The sequence below is a fragment of the Cupriavidus sp. MPR-AND1C genome, from assembly GCF_058809705.1.
Window position 1 is genome coordinate 46,755 of the sequence record NZ_JBXASU010000019.1, and the last position, 18,988, is coordinate 65,742.

The following is an 18,988-nucleotide window of genomic DNA, read 5'->3' on the forward strand; positions in this document are numbered from 1 at the left end:
GGGTGGCAGCAGGTACCACCCGATGGCAAAGACTGCTGGCCAAGTCGTGCCCTCAATCCTTCTTGGCCGCGACTTCATGGTTGGCCATCAGTTCAAGCGCGCGGACCAGTGCGGAGTGATCCCAGTCCGAGCCGCCATGGCTTGCGCAGGCATTGAACAACTCCTGGCAGGTGGCGGTGTTCGGCAGCGACACGCCCATCTCGCGCGCGTTCGACAGCGCAAGGTTCAGGTCCTTCTGGTGCAGCCCGATGCGAAAGCCCGGGTCGAACGTCCGCTTGATCATGCGTTCGCCGTGCACTTCCAGCACCTTGGACGACGCAAAGCCGCCCATCAGGGCCTGGCGCACGCGCGCCGGATCCGCGCCGGCCTTGGAGGCAAACAACAGGGCCTCGGCAACCGCCTCGATGTTCAGTGCCACGATGATCTGGTTGGCCACCTTGGCGGTCTGCCCCGCACCGTTATCACCCACCAGCGTGATGTTCTTGCCCATCAGCTCGAACAGCGGGCGCACGGTCTCGAACGTCGCTTGCGGGCCGCCGACCATGATCGATAGCGTGGCGTTGCGCGCGCCGACCTCGCCGCCGGACACCGGCGCATCCAGGTACTGGCAGCCAAGCGCATTTACGCGCTCGGCGAAGGCCTTGGTGGCAATGGGCGAAATCGAGCTCATGTCGACCACGATCTTGCCCGCGCTCAGCCCGGCGGCAATGCCGCCGTCATTGAACAACGCGGCTTCCACATGGGGCGTGTCCGGCACCATCAGGAAGATCACGTCCGCGCGTTCGGCCACTTCCTTGCCGCAGCTGCAAGCCACGCCGCCGCTGTCCAGCAGGGATTGCGGCACGCCGCTGCGGCTGGACAGGCTGACTTCGTGCCCGCCGGCGATCAGGTTGGCGGCCATCGGGGTGCCCATGATGCCAAGGCCAATAAATCCAAGCTTCACTTTCGTTCTCCGTTAGTCGATCTCGATGGCGTCGCTCGCCGCCGCACGCCTGCGCAGCGGGCACCGCGATGCCGGTGCCTCAAATCTGTTGTCTCAATACAGTCTGAAACGCTGTCTGAAATGCTTGTGCAGAAACGGGGCCGGCTCGGAACCGGCTCAGTACCCCGATGTTTCGCCGCCTGATGCCAGCCCGTCGCGCATCTGCGTCACCACCTGCCGGGCACCGGCCGCCATCAGGCGCGCATCGGAGCCAACGGTGACGAACTGGAAGCCTTGCTCGATCCTGCGCAATGCCGCTTCCGGCGCGCCGTTGTGGATGCCGGCGACCACGCCGTGCGCCTTGGCGCGGGCCACCACGTGCGCGATCGCCTGCGCGACGGGCGGGTCGACATCGTCGAAGGTCGGGCGGCAGCCGAGCGCGAGCGACAAGTCGGACGGGCCGATATAAACCGCATCGAGCCCTTTGACCGACAGGATGTCGTCCAGGTTATCCAGTCCCTGCTTGGTCTCGATCATCGCAAAGACGACGATGGTTTCGTTGGCGCGCTCGGGATAGTCGGGGCCGCCATACAGCATGCCGCGGATCGGCCCGAAGCTGCGCGTGCCCATCGGCGGGTAGTGGGTGGCGGCGACCAGGCGCTGCGCGTCTTCGCGCGTGTTGATCATCGGGCAGATCACACCGTATGCGCCGGCGTCGAGCACCTTCATCAGGATGCCTGGCTCGTTCCAGGGCACGCGCGCCACCGGCATGGTGTCGGTGGTGGAGATCGCCGTAAACAGGCTGAGGGCATCGCGGTAGTCCAGCGCGCCGTGCTGCAGGTCCACCGTGAGGGAGTCCCAGCCCTGGTGGGCCATGGTCTCCGCGGCAAAGCTGCTGGGGATGGACAGCCAGCCATTGACGACGGCTTGCCCGTTCGCCCACATGTTCCGTATCCGGTTTTCGCGCATTGCGTCTCCTGTGGCTTGACTTATAAGTTATCGTACAACATGGGGCAAGTATAACCCTCGCAGGCATGTCGTCAAGCGAAGCGGCAAGGTTAAGGCCGGTTTGAGGAAAGTTTGTGTGCCCGGCATGGCCCGAGGCAGGCGGGGATCGTGCTGCGGTGATGACATGGCTCGGGCTGAGCCATGTCATCGTATGTCTGGCTAGCTAGTTCGATACGTCTTCACGCTTGCCCACGCGGAAAGCGATCTCGCCGACACCCGCCACACCGGCGGTCACTTCGTCGCCGGGCTGCAGCGCGCCTACGCCGGCCGGCGTGCCCGTGAAGATCAGGTCGCCAGGTGCCAGGGTCACGCTCTGCGACACATGGGCAATGACGTCGGCCACGGGCCAGATCAGCTCGTCCAGGTCGCCTTCCTGGCGCGTCTCGCCATTGACCTTGAGCCACACGTGGCCTGCGCCGGGATGGCCGATGCTGGCCACGGGGTGCAGCGGGCCGCAAGGGCCGGAGGCGTCGAAGCCCTTGGACCAGTCCCACGGACGGCTCATCTTCTTGGCGGTGTCCTGCAGGTCCCGGCGGGTCAGGTCCACGCCCACGGCATAGCCCCACACCAGGTCGAGTGCCTGCTCGGGCTGGATGTTCGCGCCGCCCTTGCCGATCGCCACTACCAGTTCGATCTCGTGGTGCAGGTTCTCCGTGAGCGGCGGATATGGCACTGTGCCCTCGGTGGCCACGACGGCATCGGCCGGTTTGGTGAAGAAGAACGGCGGTTCGCGGTCCGGGTCATTGCCCATCTCGCGGGCGTGCGCGGCGTAGTTGCGGCCCACGCAAAACACGCGGCGGATGGGAAAGCGGGCGCTGCTGCCGGCCACGGCGACGCTTGCCTGTTCGGCGGGCTGGATAACGTATTCGGTCATGTTGGGGTCCGTCTGTGACGATAGCGGGGAGGGATTACTTTGCGAAGACCTGGCTGATGTCGCCAAAAGCCTTGAACTCCAGCGCGTTGCCCGACGGATCCAGGAAGAACATCGTCGCCTGCTCGCCGACCTGCCCCTTGAAGCGCACATGCGGCTCGATCACGAACTGCGTATGCGCTGCGCGCAGCTTCTGCGCCAGCGCTTCCCAGGCATCCATGGACAGGATCGCGCCGAAGTGGCGCACCGGCACCTCGTCGCCGTCGACGGCGCTGGTGGCACGGTGGCCGCATTCTTCCGGCGCGAGGTGGGCGACGACCTGATGGCCATAGAAATTGAAATCGATCCAGGCGTCTGAGCTGCGCCCTTCGGGGCAGCCGAGGAGCTCGCCATAGAAGCGGCGGGCTTCCTCCAGGTCGTTGACGGGGAAGGCCAGGTGGAACAACGGGGTTGCGCTCATCAAAGGGGCTCTTGTGGGTGGGGGTTGTCGGTGTGTTGCCGGTGTGTTGCCGCGTTTGATTGTAATCAGCAGAAGTCGTAATATAAAACGAATGATTTCTGTGCTTAGTATCAAAAATTTCAATATCAATCACGCCATGCCGCCTGTAGTCCCCGCATGACTCCGGCATGATCCCGGCATGACCCCCAAATGATCCGTTACTTCCGCACCTTCCTCGTGGCGGCCGAGACCTCGTCCTTTTCCGCCGCCGGCGCACGCCTCGCCCTCACCCAGTCAGCGGTGAGCACGCAGATACGCCGGCTGGAGGAAGACCTTGGCTGCACGTTGTTCGACCGGGCCGGCAAATCGGTCGCGCTGAGCCAGGAGGGCCGCAAGCTGCTGCCCGAAGCCATGCGCTTCGTCGCGCTATACGAGTCCATGAAGGGCCGCGCGCATTGCGCCTCCGACACCACGCCGCTGGAGCTTGGCGCCGTCTCCACCGTGCAGGCCACGCTGCTGCCCGGAGCCATGAAGCGCTTTCGCGCCGGATTTCCCAAGGCACACGTCAACATCGTCCCCGGCACGTCTACCCAGTTGCTGACCCAGGTCGATGCCCGAGAGCTCGACGTGGCGGTGCTGATCAAGCCAAGGCTCGGCATTCCGCAGGAACTCAAATGGGTGCCGCTGATGCGCGAGCGCTTTGTCGGCATTGCGCCGGCGGGCTCGCCGCGCGACTTGAAGGCGGTGCTGGCGGCCATGCCCTTCATCCGCTACAACCGGCATTCCATGGGTGGGCAACTGGTGGACCGCTATCTGCGCCGGCACCGGCTGTGGGTGGAGGAAGGCATGGAACTGGACGAGCCCGCCGTGATCCTGCGGATGGTCGACGAAGGGCTGGGCTGCGCGATCATTCCGGCCGCGCTGGTGCCGCTGCAAGCCGCGCGCCACGTGGTGGAGATACCGTTGCCCGGCGAGCCCATGTTCCGCGAGATCGGCGTCCTGGTCAGGCAGTCGGCGCTCAAGCGCGCGTCGATGGCAGCGCTGATCGATGCGCTTGTCGCCGAGACCGCGCACGCAACATGATGCCCTTGCCCGGGCCGCGCAAACGCCGCCGCGGCCTGAAAAAAAATGCGCCCCGCGCGGCGGGAGCGCACGCGGGGCGACCAGGACGACATGGCAGCGCCCACAAGGGCGCTGCCGGACCAGCAAATCTTCAGATGTTCAAGGTTCCGGGTTCACGTTCAGTCAGGGCGCTGCCGGGCAAGGCGCCGCAGAACGTTCCGTGATGGTTACGACGCTGTGGCACCTCGTCGCGTTTCGCTAGGTGCGGCGGCATCTTAAGCAGCGGGAAGAGGGATCAATGCGAGGAGGAGCAGGGCCATTGCGCCCTTATCCCGGCTTTAGGAACGGCGGAGCGGCCTGTCGCCGGCGAGGCGGGAGCGGGCAGGGCGGATGAACTGCCGCGTGCGTCACCTGGCGGGCGCTTGGCGCGGCAATTCGCCGCATATTGGTGCACATGCCACGCATGTGTTGTCATGCCTTTCAACACGCAGGCATTGATTGCGCCAGGCCGGTCAGGAAGACTTGTCGCAGGGCTACAACAGGTGCAACCCATTGACAGGATCAGGCAACCGGCGGCTCACCCTGGAGAAAGCGCGCCGGGATGGCGTCCTTGATTGGGAGCATGTGGAAGTAGGGGCGGGCCTCGGCCAGCACCCGCGCAACCGAAAGACGAGCCACCAGGCGCTCGAAATAAGCGGCCAGGAGCGGATGCGTTTGCGCGAACGGCACCACCATTGCCGCGTAGAACAGCGCGGGTTCCGCGGCGCAGTCGGCCAGCGTGAAGTGCTCGCCGGCCATCCAGGTGCGGCTGGCCATGCGCTGCTCGATCAAATCGTAGGCAGTGCGCAGCGCGGCTTGCGCGTCCGCCACGCCGCGTGGGTCGCGCTCTGCCTCGGCCCGTAGCTGGTCGCCCACGATCTTCTGCATCGGCTGGTGCACGTACAGGTCGAAGATGCGATCCCACAGCCGCGCCTCGCGGCGCGCATCGTCGCCGGCCGGCAGCAGCGCTTGCGCGCCCGGGTAGTGCTGGTCGAGATAGTCGATGATGATCGTGGTTTCCGGGAGCGTCACGTCGCGGCTGTCGTCGCGCAGCACCGGCATCTTGCCGACGGGCCAGAGCGCCAGGAACGCGGCGCGCGAGTCCTTTTCGCCAAGGTGCACCACAACGCCGGAAAATGGCGTCTGGTTTTCGTAGAGCGCGATCAGCACCTTGTGACAGAACGAAGACAGCGGATGGTAGTGGAGAGTCAGGGCCATGATCGTTGCTCCTTGCCGTAGTGCCCGCCTACGTGGCCATCAGCTGCGGCGGCCGCGGGCGCGTGGCCACCGCAAAGGCAATCTGCGCCAGCCCGGCGGCCAGCCCCAGCGCCACGCCGATCTGCCACGCCAGGGTGTAGGAGCCCAGCGCATCGTAGACCAGCCCACCGCCAAACGCGCCGACGAAGCTGCCGATCTGGTGGCTGAAGAACGCCACGCCGCCCAGCATGGCCTGCCAGCGCAGGCCGAAGGTCTGCGCGATCCAGCCCGCCACCAGCGGCGCGACGCCCAGCCACAGGAAGCCCATCACGGCGGCAAACACCAGCGTGCTGCCCGGCGTGGGCGCCGATGAGAAGTACCAGGCCAGCGCCAGCGAGCGCACGCTGTAGATGGCGCCGAGCAGCACCAGCTTGTTGACCCGCCCGCCAGCCCAGCCAAAGAACAGGCTGCCCAATACATTGAAGCCGCCGATCACGCCGAGCGCCTTGGCGCTGAGCATCGGGTCCATGCCGCAGATGTCGAGATACGAAGGCAGGTGCGTGGTGAGGAAGACCAGTTGCATGCCGCACACGAAATACGCGGCGCCCATCACCAGGAATGCCTTGTTTCGCAGGGCCGCGCCAAGCGCCTCGCGCGCATTCTGCTGCACGGCGCCGGGCAACGTGGGCAGCGGCAGCCGATCCACCTTGCCCGCGTACCACGCGGCGGGCAGCATGACCAGCGCAAGCAGGATAAAGGCCGCCAGCCCCACGCGCCAGCCGAACGACTGCGCCACCACCTGCCCGATCGGCGCCGCCACCAGCGCCCCGAGCGAGCCGGCGCCGGACACAATGCCAAGCACCGCGCTGCGCAATGCCGCCGGCACCGGCCGCGCGGCCACCGCCATGGCAATGGCGCTGCCCGTGCAAGCCATCGATGCGCCGATCGCCACGCCCGCGCCGAGCGTCACGCCTGCGATGCCGTGCGCCGTGGCCAGCAGCGCCAGCCCCAGCACATAAAGCAGCGAGCCGCTCATCATCAACGGCCGGAACCCCACCCGCGTGGCCCAGGCGCCGGCCATGGGCTGGAGCAGCCCCCAGGCCAGGTTCTGCACCGCGATCGCAATCGTGAAATCCGACACCGAGATGCCGATGTCCCTGGTCAGCGGGGGCATGAAGATGCCAAGGCTCTGGCGCAGGCCCATGGCCAGGCTCAGCATGACGGAAGCACCGAGCAGGATCGGCAGGACGGGGCGGAGGTCGGACAGGCGAGGGGGCACGGTGGAACGGTCTCTGTCTTTGTATTGTTGTTATTGTTTTCTTCTTTGTCGTGACCTGATCGGCACACTACGGGCAGCCTTGAAACCACGTAGCCGTGAAGTGATATCGAAATGGATATCAACATGCGGGCCGATCGGATAACCCGGCCGAGGGTAAGTCCGGGCGCAAGCGCTGTCAATCTGGATATGGCAAAGGCTGGGTTTGGCTAGCCGGGCGAGGTCAAGGGTTGCGTGCCGTGACGATATCCACCACGCGTTCGCTCGCTCCGATGGGGCCGCATCCCTGGCTTGCGCCTCAGCCGGCCACCTGGCGCGCCCGAGCATGTACGCTCGCGGCTCAATGTGCCATGAGCCATACGGTTAGCCTCTTGGGGAAAACCGTCATGAAATCAAAGCGGGTATGCTTTGCCGGTGGCCAACTTTCCTGCATCCCCATGTCGAAAGTCCGCAAAACCGCCATTCCGCCCGCTGCGCTCTGCGTCCTGGCGCTTGCCTTGTCCGGCTGCATTTCCCATTACCGGGTCGAGACCGGCACGCCCGCCGCCCGCATCCGGCTGGTGACCAACACGGACGACAACACGACTTTCAACGTGGTGGACGCCACCCGGTGCCCGAAGCCACCCAAGCCGCTCCTGCTGGGCGGCACGGGCAAGCAACTGCCCGCGATGGGCACGGAGCGCGACCTGGCCATGGTGGGGATATCGCCGGAGCCGCCCGGCCGCACGCGTGAGCGGTGGCTGGTGGCTGGCCAGCGCATCTACCTGACGGCAGCGGCGGTTGCCGCTGGCGAGCAGCCCTATCGGTGCGCGGTGGGGGTTTCCTTTGTGCCGCTGCCAGGCTGGCAGTACGAGTTGCGCTACCAGCGCGACGCGGCGGCGAAGAGCTGCACCGGGCAGGTGCTGCGGCTGGCCGGCAAGGACGGCCGCGAGATCGAGCCGCAGCCGGATCCCACGCAACTGGTCTTTCGCGGGTTCGAGGCCGATGCCGTCTGCGCGGCGCGGGGTCCTTAGGGCTTGGCGGCCTGCGCGGCCGGCATGAGGCCCACATAGGGCGCATCGGTCAGCGTGCGCAGGAACGCCACGAGATCGTCGATCTCCGCTTCGGTCATGGCCGGCGCGGTCCCTGCGCGCCGGTTCATCGGCGTCGAGTTGATATTGATGTTGCCCCGATACGCCGCCGGCACGTCATCGAAGGTCTTGCCGCCGTGATACCACTTGCCCGGGTCGGTCGAGCGCGTGTTGTAGAAGGCCACGGCATCGCGCAGCGTGGTGAACACGCCGTTGTGCATGAAGCTCTGGCGCACCGCGACATTGCGCAGGCCGGGCGTGCGGATGTACCCGCACCATTGCTCCGGCTCGGGCCAGCGCAGGCGGCGGGCGGTGTCGCACAGGCCATTGTCGAAGCGCCTGGGATCGCGGTTGGCGGCTAGCGCCCGGTTGCGGGGCACGGCAATCGCGTCATAGCCAAAATCCGTGAACAGCGATCGCTCCGGCCGGCTGGCGGTGTCCGAGAGCGTGTGGCAGGTCATGCAGTTGCCCTTGTCCGGGTTCTTGAACAAGGCCAGGCCGCGGGCTTGCGCTGGCGCCAGCGGCGTGCGATGGCGCAGGTAATCGTCAAAGCGGGAGCTGAACGGCGCCATCTCATCGCTCTGCAGGTAGGCCTCCAGCGCTTTGCCGAGCGCCAGCAGCATTTGCTCGGGATCGGTCTGCACGGCGGGGCCGAAGCGCGCCGCCAGCTCCGTCGCCTTGACCTTGCGCAGCAGGCTGGCCGGCGTTGCGTTGTTCATCTCGTTGGGATCGAGCAAGGGGCCGCGCGCCTGTTCGGCAAGCGTATCGGCGCGCCCGTCGGCGAACAGGCCGCCGAAAGGCGAGGCGTAGGGCGCGTCGTCGTCCTGGTAGAAGTGCCGGCGCGGGATGTAGCGCACGTACAGCAGCGAGGGCGCGTTGCGCAGGCTGAAGCGGCCGGGCCGGCTGCCCTGGGGCACGTGCGGGCCTGCCAGCGACGCGGGCGATAGCGTCGGCGCGAAGGCGCGCGCGGGGTCGTGGCACCCGGCGCAGGACATGCCGCGCGGCTCGGACAGGCGCGCATCGAAGAAGATGCGCTTGCCCAGCGCGGCCAGTGCCGGGTCGGGGCGGAACACGGCGGCGGTGGGGTCGACCTTGGCGGCGACCTTGGGCGTCCCCTTGCCGATGGTGTCCACCACGCTGGCGGGTGGGGCGCCGGGCATCAGCACCATCCCCGGCGCGGGCGCTGCAAGCGCCGCGGCGCCGCCAGCGCCAGCCGCAAGACAGATGGCGGCAAGGGTGGCGCTGGCGGCGCGCATGGCCCCGGTCACGGCGCCAGGAAGCCGGTCTTGTCGCAAGCCAGCGTATTGGAGGTTTGCACGCAGGTCGCCATCAGCTTGCCGGCCACGCTATACGCCTTGAAGGTCCAGCCGGTGGCGGGCGACGCATTGCGCTCCATCATCAGGAAGCCAAAGCTTGCGCTGTGCGTGATCTTGTCGATCACGGTGCCGGGCGCGGGAATCGTGCCGGGCGGCAGCGGATCGGGCAGCGCTACGTCCAGGTTGTCGCCGCCGTTGCCCGACACGATGGTGGCCGGGTGGCTGGAGGCAAAGTTGATGGCCTGGAAGTCATGCACGTGGCCGTGCAGCGCCACTTGCACGCCGGGCGGGTAGTAGGCCTGGGCGTTGGCATTGCTCATGACCGATTGCAGGGCCAGGTTGCCCGGCGCCGGGTTGCTGCCCGCCACCGGCGCAAAGGCCAGGATGGGATGGTGGTTGGTGAACATCGTGGTGGTCATGCCCGGCTTGGCGGCCAGCCAGCCTACCGTCTGGAACTGCTTCTGGTAAGCGATGAACTGCGGGTCGGAGGTTGGCAGCGCGGCCTTGCCGGCCTTGGCCGAGTCGAACACGATGACCTGCGAGCCGGTGCCAAGCGCAACCGCATAGGGCTCGGAGTAGTTCGCGTTGCTGTCGTTGGCGGGGTCGTTGCAGGAGCGCGCGTCCGAGTACGGGCGCGGATCGAGGAAGCGGAACCAGCCCTGGCCGGCACGGGCGCATTCTTCATGGTTGCCGCGCACGACCACCCACGGCGCCTTGGCCATCAGTGGGGCGGCGGGCTTGAAGAGGTCGGCCTGCCAGGTATCCCAGCCATAGCCCCACGGCGTGCCCTGGCAGCCGGCGATGTCGGGCGGGCAGAGGTTTTCGCGGTAGTGGTAGTCGCCGATATGCAGCACCAGGTCCGGGTTCATGCCGGCGGCGGTAGTGGCCAGCGCGGCAAACGGCCAGGCGGTGCCATCGCTGCAAGGCTGGTAGGCGTTATCCGCTTTCTTCAGGCGGCAGCCGGTATCGGCCAGCACCAGCACGCGTTGCGGCTGGGCCTTGGGCAGCGGCAGCGTCTGGCCCGCCACGCTGGCGGCGGCGGCGCCGGCCGGCAGCGTGGCTTCGCACACGGAGACCGGGAAATCAGACGGTTTGGAGTCGGCTGCGGCGCTGGCGGTGGTGCGCTGCGCCATGGTGCCGGCGCCCGCGCGCAGCGTCATGCGCTGCTGCACGCCATCGACGGTCAGCAGCGGGCAAAGCGAATTCGAAGGCAACGCGCTGCCTGCCACGACGGCCGGCGCGGCGTAGTTGGTGATGACGCGTGCAATGGCCTGGTTGCTGTCGCCGATCTCGACCCACGCGGCCTGGATGTTGGCGCTGGCGCTGGGTGCATCGCCGGACGGCGTGACCGGCGTGACCGGCGCGGTGGCCACGGCGGCTGGCGCCGCGTCCGTGCTGTCGCTGCCGCAGCCGTGCAGCACGGCGGCCGCGGCCAGCATGGCGAGGACAGCGCCAGCGCCCAGGCGCATGGCGGGGCCGGCGTGCCGGTTGGCGTTGTGGTTATCCATCCTTATATCTCCCTGTTATCCCTGATTGCGAGGCGGAAATATACGGATGTGATGTTTCGGTGCGATGAATGTTATGTGTCAGCCTCACCGGCGAGGCGTTCCTTTGGTCTTGCGGGCAGCGCGCGGCGCGGCGCGGATGGCTTCGGCGGCGGCCAGTTGCAGCTCGCGTGGCAGCGCGGTGATGGCCGAGACGAAGAAGCGGCGCTCCGCCGCGCGCAGCTTGCCGAGCAGCCCGGCCAGGCGCTCCACGGTGGCAAACGCGGCAGCCGTGGCACCGTGCTCGAAGGCTTGGAACCAGCTGGCCTCCAGCAGCAGGTTGGCGAGTGGCAGGGCACCGTAATGCACGTGGCCGCTGTCGTGCTCGTCAAGCGCGAAGCTGGCCAGCGACGACCAGCTGATAAAGCCCTTGGCCCGCGCAAAGGGCGCATGGAAGGGACGCAGCGCGTCCACCGCTTCATCCAGCAGCAGCGGCTGTTGCGCGCGAAACGCCTTGAGCGTCCCGCCGCCGTCCTGCGCGCAGTTGCCGCGCGCAATGCGCAGCAGGAAGATGATGTTCCACGCCGAGCCGCCGCCCACGCCAAAGCGGTCGCAGATCCATTCCGACAAGCCCAGCCAGCGCACGGCCTGGCGCTGCACCTGGCCCGCGGGCCATGCGCGCCGGGGATCGATCAGCGCGTGGTTCCAGAACAGCCACAGGCAGAGCCCGAGGTTGGCCGCCACGTGCTGCGCGGCATCCACCGAGTCCGCCTCATAGGCTGCCTGCAGGGCGCCGGAGAAGCCTGCCACGGCCGCTTCAGCCGCTTGCCGCGCCGCCTCTGGCTGCGTTGCCATGTCGCGGATCGCCACCGTCTTGTGGACCAGCGCACCGAGGTTGAGGGTCTCGAAACGCACGCGCGGGTTGTAGCGCACCACGGGCTGCAGCGCCGGATCGGCGCCGAGGCCTTCCAGTTCCGCCTGCGCCGCCTCCATCTGGTTGCCTGCATAGCGTTCCCAGGCCCGCACCACGCGCGCCATGGCGGCGAAGGTGGGCACCGCCGTGTCCACGGTGCCGGTGCCCACGATGCGGTCAAAGCGCTGGAGCGCCGCGCGGCTGCGCGCAAGGTCGTCGCCGCGCCGCCAGGCCAGGCTCTCCTTGAGCAGCGCGAAGGCGTGCTGGAAATCGTCGGTGGCGCAGCGCTGCGCGGCGCGCAGGGCATCCACTACGCCGTTGCTGGCACCACCACCCGCAACGCCCACGCCGTCCTGCATGCCGCGCATGGCTTGCGTGAGATGGCTCCAGTAGCTGATGTCGCGCATCACGTAGTCAACCGCGGGGTGGGCCGCGTCCGCCTGGCGGGCGGCGTGCTTCGCGCAGGCAGTGCCCAGCCCCACGAAGCGCGCCAATGCCGCATCGCCAGCGCTGCGGCCATCCACGGTGAAGCGCACGCGCTTGGCCGCCGCCGGCTCGATCCAGAACGGCCCGCGGCTGCGGCGCGCCGGGTTGAGACCCGCGATGCCCTGGCCCCGGTCCGGTCCCCACCCCACCGGCACGCCCCAGCGTGCGAAGTCGGCAAAGGCGCGCGAGACCATCATGCGGATATTGGCGGCATCGGGGAAGCGGGTTTGCAAATGCACCGCCGGCAAGCTGGCCCCGCGGTTGCGCGCGGCCGCGCAGACGGCGGCGAGCAGCCACAGGCTCTGGTAGCGCGCGGGCTCGCCGTTGACGAGATAGGGGGCGGATAGCTCAATGGCAAGGGCGGGCTGGCGCATGCGGGACGGTTGTGTGTGGGACGTTGATGCAGGACGTTAATGCAGGACGTTGAGGCGGGTCTTTGCAGCGGCACTTTTTAGCAACAACTTGCAGCGGGACGTGTGGGAATTGTGCCATCGGCGCGTGCACCGAGGGTGCCATGTTACGCAGGTTACAGCCAGCGGGCTTGGCGTCATGCCGCCGCGCTCCTATGCTCCGTTTCGTGCGCCGGCCTGGCCGGCCAGATCGATCGCGCTCATAAAAAAACACGGAGGTCATCTTGAAGCCAATCGCCATCTTTGCCGCGCTCTGCGCGGCGCTGTCCTTTTCAGCCGCCCATGCCGAGCTGACGTGCACGGTTCTTGCGGACGCCGGTAGCGGCAAGGTGCTCAAGCAAGAGGGCACCTGCGACCAGCGCGTGACCGCGGCATCGACATTCAAGGTCCCGCTCAGCCTGATGGGCTTCGACGCAGGGCTGCTGGCGGATGAGCACGCGCCAGCCATGCCGTATCGCGAGGCGTATCGTGAGAGCAACCCGTCCAAGCGCGTCACCACGGACCCGCAGAGCTGGATGAAGACCTCGGTCGTGTGGTACTCGCAGCAGTTGACGCAACAGCTTGGCCAGGCGCGCCTCGGGCGGTACATCAGTGCGTTCCAGTACGGCAATGGCGATATCTCTGGCGACCCCGGCAAGCACAACGGACTGACGCGCTCATGGCTCAGCTCGTCGCTGAAGATCTCTGCGCTGGAGCAGGTTGCGTTTTTGCAAAAGGTGGTCAATCGCCAATTGCCCGTGACCGCGCATGCCTATGACATGACAAGCCGGATCATGGCGCTCGGCGAGTTGCCGAACGGATGGGCCGTCTTCGGCAAGACGGGCACCGGCGCCCCGCGCCTGGCCAATGGCGCCGAGGACTGGAGCCACGGCTATGGATGGTTTGTCGGCTGGGCGGCGAAGGATGGCCGGAACGTTGTCTTTGCGCGCCTGATCCAGGATGAGAAAAACGAGCCTGTCAGCGCAGGATTGCGCGCGCGCGATGCGTTCCTGCAGGCGTTGCCGGGATTGTTGGGATCGCTCTGACGCCGCCGCTCAATCAACCGCTCAATCAGCCACTCAATCACAGGAAAAAACCAATGACACATTCTCCCGTTCGCCGCACGCTGCTGCTCGCCGCCGCGACGGTCCCCTTCGCCGCCGCCTGCACTTCGTGGGCTGGCAGGACCGAAGGGAGCGTCGCGGCGCAAGACCGCCTGGCCGCGCTCGAACTTGCAGCAGGCGGGCGCCTTGGCATCGCTGCGCTGAACACCGCCAATGGCGCGCGGCTCAGTCACCGCGCCAATGAACGGTTTGCGCTGTGCAGCACATTCAAGGTGATCGCCGCATCCGCCGTCCTGCAGCGCAGCGCAACGCAGGCCGGGTTGCTGCAACGGCGCATTACCTACAAGAAGGACGAACTGGTCGCGTACTCGCCGATCACAGAGAAGCACGTCGGCGGTGGCCTGACGGTCGCCGAATTGTGTGCGGCCGCCCTTCAGTACAGCGACAACACGGCCGCCAACCTGCTGATGAAGCTGCTCGGTGGCCCTGCCGCTGTGACCGCGTTTGCCCGCACGATCGGCGACGACCAGTTCCGGCTCGACCGCTGGGAGACCGAGCTCAACACCGCGCTGCCTGGTGACCCGCGCGATACGTCGACCCCCGCTGCCATGGCCGCTAGCCTGCAACGGCTCACGCTGGGCGATGCGCTGGGCGGGGTAGAGCGCGAACAGCTGGTGGCATGGATGCGCGGCAATACCACTGGCGCCACGCGGATCCGCGCCGGCGTGCCGGTGGACTGGCAGGTGGCGGACAAGACGGGCACCGGCGACTACGGCACGGCCAACGACATCGGAGTGGCATGGCCGCCCGGAAAGCCGCCCATCGTGCTGGCGATCTATTTCACGCAACCCGGCAAGGACGCCGCCTATCGCAACGATGTGCTGGCCTCCGCCGCGCGGATCGCGGCTGAGGCGCTAAGCTAGGACTGGCTCGCCGCCGCGAAGGTCAGGCCGAATTTGCCGAGGTACTTGGCCAACCGGTGGCTGTCGTTGCTGCTGCCCTTGCCCAGCCGCAATACGGCAAACTACGGCAAACAGCGTGCGCCCGGCCTCGGCCTGGCTCTTGCTCCGGCGGCACACGCTCAACACATAGTCGAGCTGCACCAGGTCGAACGGGTCCGTGGCAGCCCGCACGGCGGGATCCGGGATGGCCTGCACCTGGCCCTGCATCTGGTCCTGCATCTGGCCTTGCGCTAACGCCTGCTGAGCGCCGTCCTGCCACGAGTCGCTCAGCCGCGCGATTTCCGCGTCCACGACGCTGGCATCGATGCGGCCGCTGTCGGCCAGCGTCATCATGCGCGTCACCGATGCGGCGAGGTCGCGGAAGTTGCCGCGCCAGGAACGACCTGCCGGTGCCGGTCGGGCCGATGAGCAGCACCACGCGTTCGATCTCGCCGATCGTCTGGTTGAAGGCGGCGTTGCGGGTGGCAATGCCGGATTTGAGCAACGACACCGCATCCTGCTGCTCGCGCGAGAAGCGCGCGGCCAGCTGGTCGTAGCGGGACAGGTCCAGATCGATGGCGGCGTAGCGGCCTGGCTGGCCGCTGGCCTGCCGCAAGGGCGGCGAGGTCTGCAACAGGCAGGCCGGCAGGTAGCGGGCCTCGGTCAGCAGGAACGGGCAGATCTGTGCCACGTGGGTGCCGGTGGTGATGTGCACCCAGTACTACTGTGCCGCATTGTCCTACGCTTACAGCACCGGTTCCACAACCCATAGTCGCCCACCTTATTTGGTATCTTGCTGGCCAACGCCAGCGTAGTCCCGCTGCAAGGCAAAGAGAGATGAAGACATGAGCAAGGAGAATTACGATGTATTCCTGTCCGGCACCGGCCGCCCGGTCAAGATGTGGACCCATGGCGTGCCCGTCGATGACGGCGCGCGCGCGCAGCTCGCCAACACCGCGCAGATGCCGTTCATCTTCAAGCATCTGGCCGTGATGCCGGACGTACACCTGGGCAAGGGTTCCACCATCGGCTCGGTGATTCCCACACGCGGCGCCATCATCCCGGCGGCGGTGGGCGTGGATATCGGTTGCGGCATGATCGCCGTCAAGACCACGCTAACCGCCAGCGACCTGCCCGATAGCCTCGGCCCGCTGCGCAGCGCCATCGAGAAAGCGGTGCCGCACGGCCGCTCCAGCAACCGCAGCGGCCGCGACAAGGGTGCCTGGGGCGCGGTGCCGGATGCGGTGGATGCGAGCTGGGCCGCGCTGGCAGGTGGCTTCGAGCACATCACGCGGAAGTACCCGAAGCTGGCGCGCACCAACAACCGCAACCACCTGGGCACGCTGGGCACCGGCAACCACTTTATCGAGGTCTGCCTGGATGAAAGCCAGTCAGTCTGGTTCATGCTGCACTCGGGCTCGCGCGGGGTGGGCAATGCCATCGGCAACACCTTTATCGAGCTGGCGCAAGCGGATATGCGCCGGCACTTCATCAACCTGCCCGACCGCGACCTGGCCTACCTGGTGGAAGGCAGCGAGCACTATGAAGACTACGTGTTCGCGGTGGAGTGGGCGCAGCAGTACGCGCGCCGCAACCGCGAGACGATGATGGCCAACGTGCTGGACGCCGCGCGCGCTGTGATCGGCAAGCCCTTTGCCACGGAGATGGAGGCGGTGAACTGCCACCACAACTACGTGCAGAAGGAGCGCCACTTCGGCGAAGACGTGCTGATCACCCGCAAGGGCGCGGTCAGCGCCAAGGCCGGCGAGCTTGGCATCATCCCGGGCTCGATGGGCGCGCGTTCCTACATCGTGCGAGGCAAGGGCAATGCGGAATCGTTTTGCTCCTGCAGCCACGGTGCGGGCCGTACCATGAGCCGCTCCGAAGCCAAGCGCCGGTTCTCGGTGGAAGACCAGCGACTGGCCACGCAAGGCGTCGAGTGCCGCAAGGATGCCGAAGTCATCGATGAGATCCCGATGGCCTACAAGGACATCGACGCGGTGATGGCGGCGCAGTCCGACCTGGTCGAGATCGTCCACACGCTCAAGCAGGTGGTGTGCGTGAAGGGTTGAAGGCAGCAAACGCCGTCGCCGGGGACGAACCTGTCCCTGGCATCGCAACAAGAACAGGAGGGGCAACGCTGCATTCGCCCGTTGCGTCCCGCGGCCGTGTGCGCTCAGCGCGGCGCCGTGCCCCGCATCTGTCCGGGCGGCAACAGGTTCCACTCGAGAATGGCGATGAATCCGCCCGTGCAGGAGACGACGAAGCGCTCGCCATCGACATGGTCTACCACGCCCGGCGGCAGGTTATGCGGTTCGCGCCAGGTGTGGGCGTCGATGACGTGGACCACATTGCCGTTGATGCGCGCCAGGCATTCATGGCGCCCGAAGGCGCGCAGCATCGCGTTAATGCGCTCGGGCGTCAGGGAAAAGTCGAGCGTACGGTCGGCGTCGGTCCAGAAGGGGATGTAGGAGCCCGCGCCCTGCGGCACGGCGTTCTTCCACAGGGCATCGAGATTGAAGGCCACTTCGTGGGCCAGGCGCGATGTGGCGCGCTGCACCTTCAGATCGAGGCTTTCATGCGTTTCGTCGGGGGCAACGTCGAACTGGCGCTGGGCCAGGATGTCGCCCTGATCGAAATCCTTGCTGATCTTGTGGCAGCTTACGCCCCAGGTGGCCAGACCGTCCAGGATGGCCCGTGGCAGCGGATAGGGTCCGCGGCCCACCGGCAATGGCGAGGGGTGGAAATTGATGGCCATCGGGATTCGCGAGGCCCAGTCTCCGATGCGCCACGCGTAGCTCGCCACCACCAGCAAGTCGCGCCCGAGATCGCGCAGGCCGTCGAGTGAGTGGTCATTCATGGGGGAGAGCTGGATGTCGATCTTGCGGGCTTGCGCGCGGTCCAGGATGGCGTCGGTGCGATGCATGCGCCCGTCGACGCGGGCGGTGAACAGTTTCACCGGTTCCCATCCGTGCTGGACGAAGGCATCGAAGACGCCAACATAACGGTCGGATGCGGTGATGGCGAAGCGTTTTGGCGTGGCGGGTACCGCCACGGGTTGCGCGGCGGCGGGGCCGAAGCTGGCACTTGCACCGGTGTCGAGGGAGGCAGGGAGGGGGCTCAACGATCGATTCCTGAATCGTCGGGCGGCCCTGCTTGTAGCAAATGGATGCCGCTTCAGCAGGAAGCGAAGCAAAAGGACCCTGGCTGGAACCGCGGCCGCCGACACGTCACTGTACGGCACCGCCGCGCAACGCTGCCAGCATCTATTTGAAACGGATTCTTAAAGCTCCGGGCGGGTCCGCCGAGACCTGACCCTCACCGCCCAAACTGCCCCAACACCGTTGCCACCGTACTCAACCCGCCCTCGATCAGCCGCGCCATGAAGGTGCTCATCTGCGGCATGATCAGCATCATCAACAGGAGGCCGCCGCCCAGCGTGACCGGGAAGCCGACCGCGAAGATCGACAGTTGCGGGGATGCGCGGTTCAGGATGCCCATGGCGAGGTTGAGCGTGAGCAGCGCGGCGATCAGTGGCAGGGCCAGCAGCAGCCCCGAGGAGAACACGGTGGCGCCGGAGGCGGCCACCGCCGCCCAGCCGGCGCCGGTGAGGGGCTGGGCGGCGATGGGCAGGCTGGCGAAGCTATCGGCGATGGTGGCCAGCAGCATCAGGTGGCCGTCCATGGCCAGGAACATCAGCATGGCGACCACATTGAGAAAGCGCGCCAGCACCATGGTCTGGCCGCCGGCGGAGCGGTCGTAGAAGGAGGCGAACGACAGGCCCATCTGCAGGCCGATGGTTTCGCCGGCGAATTGCACGGCGGAGAACACCAGCCGCATGCTGAATCCCATCGCCAGCCCGATACCTACCTCGTTGAGGATGATCAGGAAGCCTTCCAGCGAGTACACCGGCACCAGCGGCAGGTGGCCGATGGTGGGCGAGATGATCACCGCCATCAGGGCCGCCAGGCCGACCTTGGCGCGTCTCGGGATGGTCGACTCGCCAAACAGCGGGGCGGTGCCGATCAGGGCCAGCAGGCGGAACAAGGGCCAGAGGAAGGCGGCGATCCAGGCGTAGAGCTGGGCGGAGGTGACGGAGAGCACGGCGGCTGTTGCGGCGGATACGGCTGTTGCGGCGATTGCGGCGTTAGATGTCGCTCAGCGCAGCCAGGCGCGACGCCTGGCTTGTCCGGCGCATGGGGCGCATCGCACGCATCGGACTCAATGCACCAGGGCGGGAATGCCCTGGAACACTTCGCGCATGTAGTCGACAAAGGTGTTGATCATCCACGGGCCGGCCAGCACCATGGTGGCGAACAGAGCCAGCAGCTTGGGGATGAAGGACAGCGTCATTTCATTGATCTGCGTGGCGGCCTGGAACAGGCTCACCACCAGGCCAGCCACCAGCGCCACCAGCAGCAGCGGCGCGGACAGCATCAGGGTCATTTTCATCGCCTGGGTGGCGATGCTCATTACGGTTTCCGGCGTCATGGCGAAGGCCTCGGGTGGGG

At 66.9% G+C, this 18,988-nt stretch carries 18 protein-coding genes and 2 pseudogenes; 5 read left to right on the forward strand and 15 right to left on the reverse strand.

Annotation, left to right across the window (positions count from 1 at the left end; genetic code table 11):
• Positions 1–52 precede the first annotated feature (52 nt).
• The 4 genes from glxR to AC1RWI_RS13260 form a co-directional block, all read right to left on the reverse strand.
• The gene (gene glxR, locus AC1RWI_RS13245; RefSeq protein ID WP_492866854.1) at positions 53–943 is read right to left on the reverse strand and encodes a 2-hydroxy-3-oxopropionate reductase; all 891 of its coding nucleotides are present in this window, start codon (positions 941–943) and stop codon (positions 53–55) included.
• A gap of 156 nt (positions 944–1,099) precedes the next feature.
• Positions 1,100–1,891, reverse strand: coding sequence for an HpcH/HpaI aldolase family protein (locus AC1RWI_RS13250; protein WP_043353384.1), 792 nt, complete (start codon positions 1,889–1,891; stop codon positions 1,100–1,102).
• A gap of 202 nt (positions 1,892–2,093) precedes the next feature.
• Positions 2,094–2,804 carry a fumarylacetoacetate hydrolase family protein gene (locus AC1RWI_RS13255; protein WP_492866856.1) on the reverse strand — a complete coding sequence of 237 codons (711 nt, stop codon included), beginning with the start codon at positions 2,802–2,804 and terminating at the stop codon, positions 2,094–2,096.
• A 34-nt stretch (positions 2,805–2,838) separates the two neighbouring features.
• Positions 2,839–3,261: a VOC family protein gene (locus AC1RWI_RS13260; RefSeq protein ID WP_043357696.1), complete on the reverse strand. Its 423-nt coding sequence runs from the start codon at positions 3,259–3,261 to the stop codon at positions 2,839–2,841.
• A 189-nt stretch (positions 3,262–3,450) separates the two neighbouring features.
• Between AC1RWI_RS13260 and AC1RWI_RS13265 the strand changes: the two genes are divergently transcribed.
• Positions 3,451–4,323 (forward strand): LysR family transcriptional regulator, encoded by an 873-nt coding sequence (locus AC1RWI_RS13265; protein ID WP_492866858.1) that lies wholly within the window; start codon positions 3,451–3,453, stop codon positions 4,321–4,323.
• A gap of 540 nt (positions 4,324–4,863) precedes the next feature.
• Here AC1RWI_RS13265 and AC1RWI_RS13270 read toward each other — a convergent pair.
• Both AC1RWI_RS13270 and AC1RWI_RS13275 read right to left on the reverse strand, forming a co-directional pair.
• Positions 4,864–5,559 (reverse strand): glutathione S-transferase family protein, encoded by a 696-nt coding sequence (locus AC1RWI_RS13270; RefSeq protein WP_492866860.1) that lies wholly within the window; start codon positions 5,557–5,559, stop codon positions 4,864–4,866.
• Between the two features lie 28 nt (positions 5,560–5,587).
• Positions 5,588–6,757, reverse strand: coding sequence for an MFS transporter (locus AC1RWI_RS13275; protein WP_492866920.1), 1,170 nt, complete (start codon positions 6,755–6,757; stop codon positions 5,588–5,590).
• 494 nt (positions 6,758–7,251) lie between these two features.
• On the opposite strand from AC1RWI_RS13275, the gene AC1RWI_RS13280 reads away from it, so the two are divergent.
• Positions 7,252–7,827 (forward strand): hypothetical protein, encoded by a 576-nt coding sequence (locus tag AC1RWI_RS13280; RefSeq protein ID WP_043353402.1) that lies wholly within the window; start codon positions 7,252–7,254, stop codon positions 7,825–7,827.
• On the opposite strand, the gene AC1RWI_RS13285 is transcribed toward AC1RWI_RS13280, so the two are convergent.
• From AC1RWI_RS13285 to AC1RWI_RS13295, 3 genes are all read right to left on the reverse strand, one after another.
• Positions 7,824–9,140 (reverse strand): cytochrome-c peroxidase, encoded by a 1,317-nt coding sequence (locus AC1RWI_RS13285; protein WP_492866862.1) that lies wholly within the window; start codon positions 9,138–9,140, stop codon positions 7,824–7,826. The genes AC1RWI_RS13280 and AC1RWI_RS13285 overlap by 4 nt on opposite strands.
• Positions 9,141–9,148: 8 nt before the next feature.
• Complete coding sequence (locus AC1RWI_RS13290; RefSeq protein ID WP_492866864.1) at positions 9,149–10,708, reverse strand: metallophosphoesterase family protein; 1,560 nt, start codon at positions 10,706–10,708, stop codon at positions 9,149–9,151.
• An 84-nt stretch (positions 10,709–10,792) separates the two neighbouring features.
• Positions 10,793–12,457: a hypothetical protein gene (locus tag AC1RWI_RS13295; protein ID WP_492866866.1), complete on the reverse strand. Its 1,665-nt coding sequence runs from the start codon at positions 12,455–12,457 to the stop codon at positions 10,793–10,795.
• A gap of 260 nt (positions 12,458–12,717) precedes the next feature.
• Here AC1RWI_RS13295 and blaOXA point away from each other — a divergent pair, with 260 nt between their 5' ends.
• Both blaOXA and bla read left to right on the forward strand, forming a co-directional pair.
• Positions 12,718–13,518: a class D beta-lactamase gene (gene blaOXA / locus AC1RWI_RS13300; RefSeq protein WP_492866868.1), complete on the forward strand. Its 801-nt coding sequence runs from the start codon at positions 12,718–12,720 to the stop codon at positions 13,516–13,518.
• A 53-nt stretch (positions 13,519–13,571) separates the two neighbouring features.
• A complete protein-coding gene (bla, locus tag AC1RWI_RS13305; protein ID WP_492866870.1) occupies positions 13,572–14,459 on the forward strand; it encodes a class A beta-lactamase in 888 nt (295 codons plus the stop codon).
• On the opposite strand, the gene AC1RWI_RS13310 is transcribed toward bla, so the two are convergent.
• From AC1RWI_RS13310 to AC1RWI_RS13320, 3 genes and pseudogenes are all read right to left on the reverse strand, one after another.
• Entirely contained in the window at positions 14,456–14,551 is a 96-nt protein-coding gene (locus AC1RWI_RS13310; protein WP_492866872.1) for a hypothetical protein, read from the reverse strand. The genes bla and AC1RWI_RS13310 overlap by 4 nt on opposite strands.
• A 22-nt stretch (positions 14,552–14,573) precedes the next feature.
• A pseudogene (locus AC1RWI_RS13315) lies at positions 14,574–14,993 on the reverse strand (hypothetical protein); the annotation flags it as partial.
• Between the two features lie 34 nt (positions 14,994–15,027).
• Positions 15,028–15,192 (reverse strand): annotated as a pseudogene (locus AC1RWI_RS13320) (RNA repair transcriptional activator RtcR family protein); the annotation flags it as partial.
• A 130-nt stretch (positions 15,193–15,322) separates the two neighbouring features.
• On the opposite strand from AC1RWI_RS13320, the gene AC1RWI_RS13325 reads away from it, so the two are divergent.
• Complete coding sequence (locus AC1RWI_RS13325) at positions 15,323–16,549, forward strand: RtcB family protein (protein ID WP_492866874.1); 1,227 nt, start codon at positions 15,323–15,325, stop codon at positions 16,547–16,549.
• 104 nt (positions 16,550–16,653) lie between these two features.
• Here the strand turns inward: AC1RWI_RS13325 and AC1RWI_RS13330 are convergent, their stop codons facing one another.
• The 3 genes from AC1RWI_RS13330 to fliQ form a co-directional block, all read right to left on the reverse strand.
• On the reverse strand, positions 16,654–17,601 hold the full coding sequence (locus AC1RWI_RS13330) for a methionyl-tRNA formyltransferase (RefSeq protein ID WP_492866876.1): 948 nt from the start codon (positions 17,599–17,601) through the stop codon (positions 16,654–16,656).
• Positions 17,602–17,795: 194 nt separating this feature from the next.
• Positions 17,796–18,581: a flagellar biosynthetic protein FliR gene (gene fliR, locus AC1RWI_RS13335; protein WP_043353409.1), complete on the reverse strand. Its 786-nt coding sequence runs from the start codon at positions 18,579–18,581 to the stop codon at positions 17,796–17,798.
• Positions 18,582–18,698: 117 nt separating this feature from the next.
• Positions 18,699–18,968 (reverse strand): flagellar biosynthesis protein FliQ, encoded by a 270-nt coding sequence (gene fliQ, locus AC1RWI_RS13340; RefSeq protein ID WP_043353410.1) that lies wholly within the window; start codon positions 18,966–18,968, stop codon positions 18,699–18,701.
• Positions 18,969–18,988: the final 20 nt, after the last annotated feature.

Coding starts and splice junctions, on each gene's coding strand:
- AC1RWI_RS13250 (WP_043353384.1), bottom strand. CDS start 1,891: ATGCGCGAAAACCGGATACGGAACATGTGGGCGAACGGGCAAGCCGTC.
- AC1RWI_RS13255 (WP_492866856.1), bottom strand. CDS start 2,804: ATGACCGAATACGTTATCCAGCCCGCCGAACAGGCAAGCGTCGCCGTG.
- AC1RWI_RS13260 (WP_043357696.1), bottom strand. CDS start 3,261: ATGAGCGCAACCCCGTTGTTCCACCTGGCCTTCCCCGTCAACGACCTG.
- AC1RWI_RS13265 (WP_492866858.1), top strand. CDS start 3,451: ATGATCCGTTACTTCCGCACCTTCCTCGTGGCGGCCGAGACCTCGTCC.
- AC1RWI_RS13270 (WP_492866860.1), bottom strand. CDS start 5,559: ATGGCCCTGACTCTCCACTACCATCCGCTGTCTTCGTTCTGTCACAAG.
- AC1RWI_RS13275 (WP_492866920.1), bottom strand. CDS start 6,757: ATGCTGAGCCTGGCCATGGGCCTGCGCCAGAGCCTTGGCATCTTCATG.
- AC1RWI_RS13280 (WP_043353402.1), top strand. CDS start 7,252: ATGTCGAAAGTCCGCAAAACCGCCATTCCGCCCGCTGCGCTCTGCGTC.
- AC1RWI_RS13285 (WP_492866862.1), bottom strand. CDS start 9,140: ATGCGCGCCGCCAGCGCCACCCTTGCCGCCATCTGTCTTGCGGCTGGC.
- AC1RWI_RS13290 (WP_492866864.1), bottom strand. CDS start 10,708: ATGGATAACCACAACGCCAACCGGCACGCCGGCCCCGCCATGCGCCTG.
- AC1RWI_RS13295 (WP_492866866.1), bottom strand. CDS start 12,457: ATGCGCCAGCCCGCCCTTGCCATTGAGCTATCCGCCCCCTATCTCGTC.
- bla (WP_492866870.1), top strand. CDS start 13,572: ATGACACATTCTCCCGTTCGCCGCACGCTGCTGCTCGCCGCCGCGACG.
- AC1RWI_RS13325 (WP_492866874.1), top strand. CDS start 15,323: ATGAGCAAGGAGAATTACGATGTATTCCTGTCCGGCACCGGCCGCCCG.
- fliQ (WP_043353410.1), bottom strand. CDS start 18,968: ATGACGCCGGAAACCGTAATGAGCATCGCCACCCAGGCGATGAAAATG.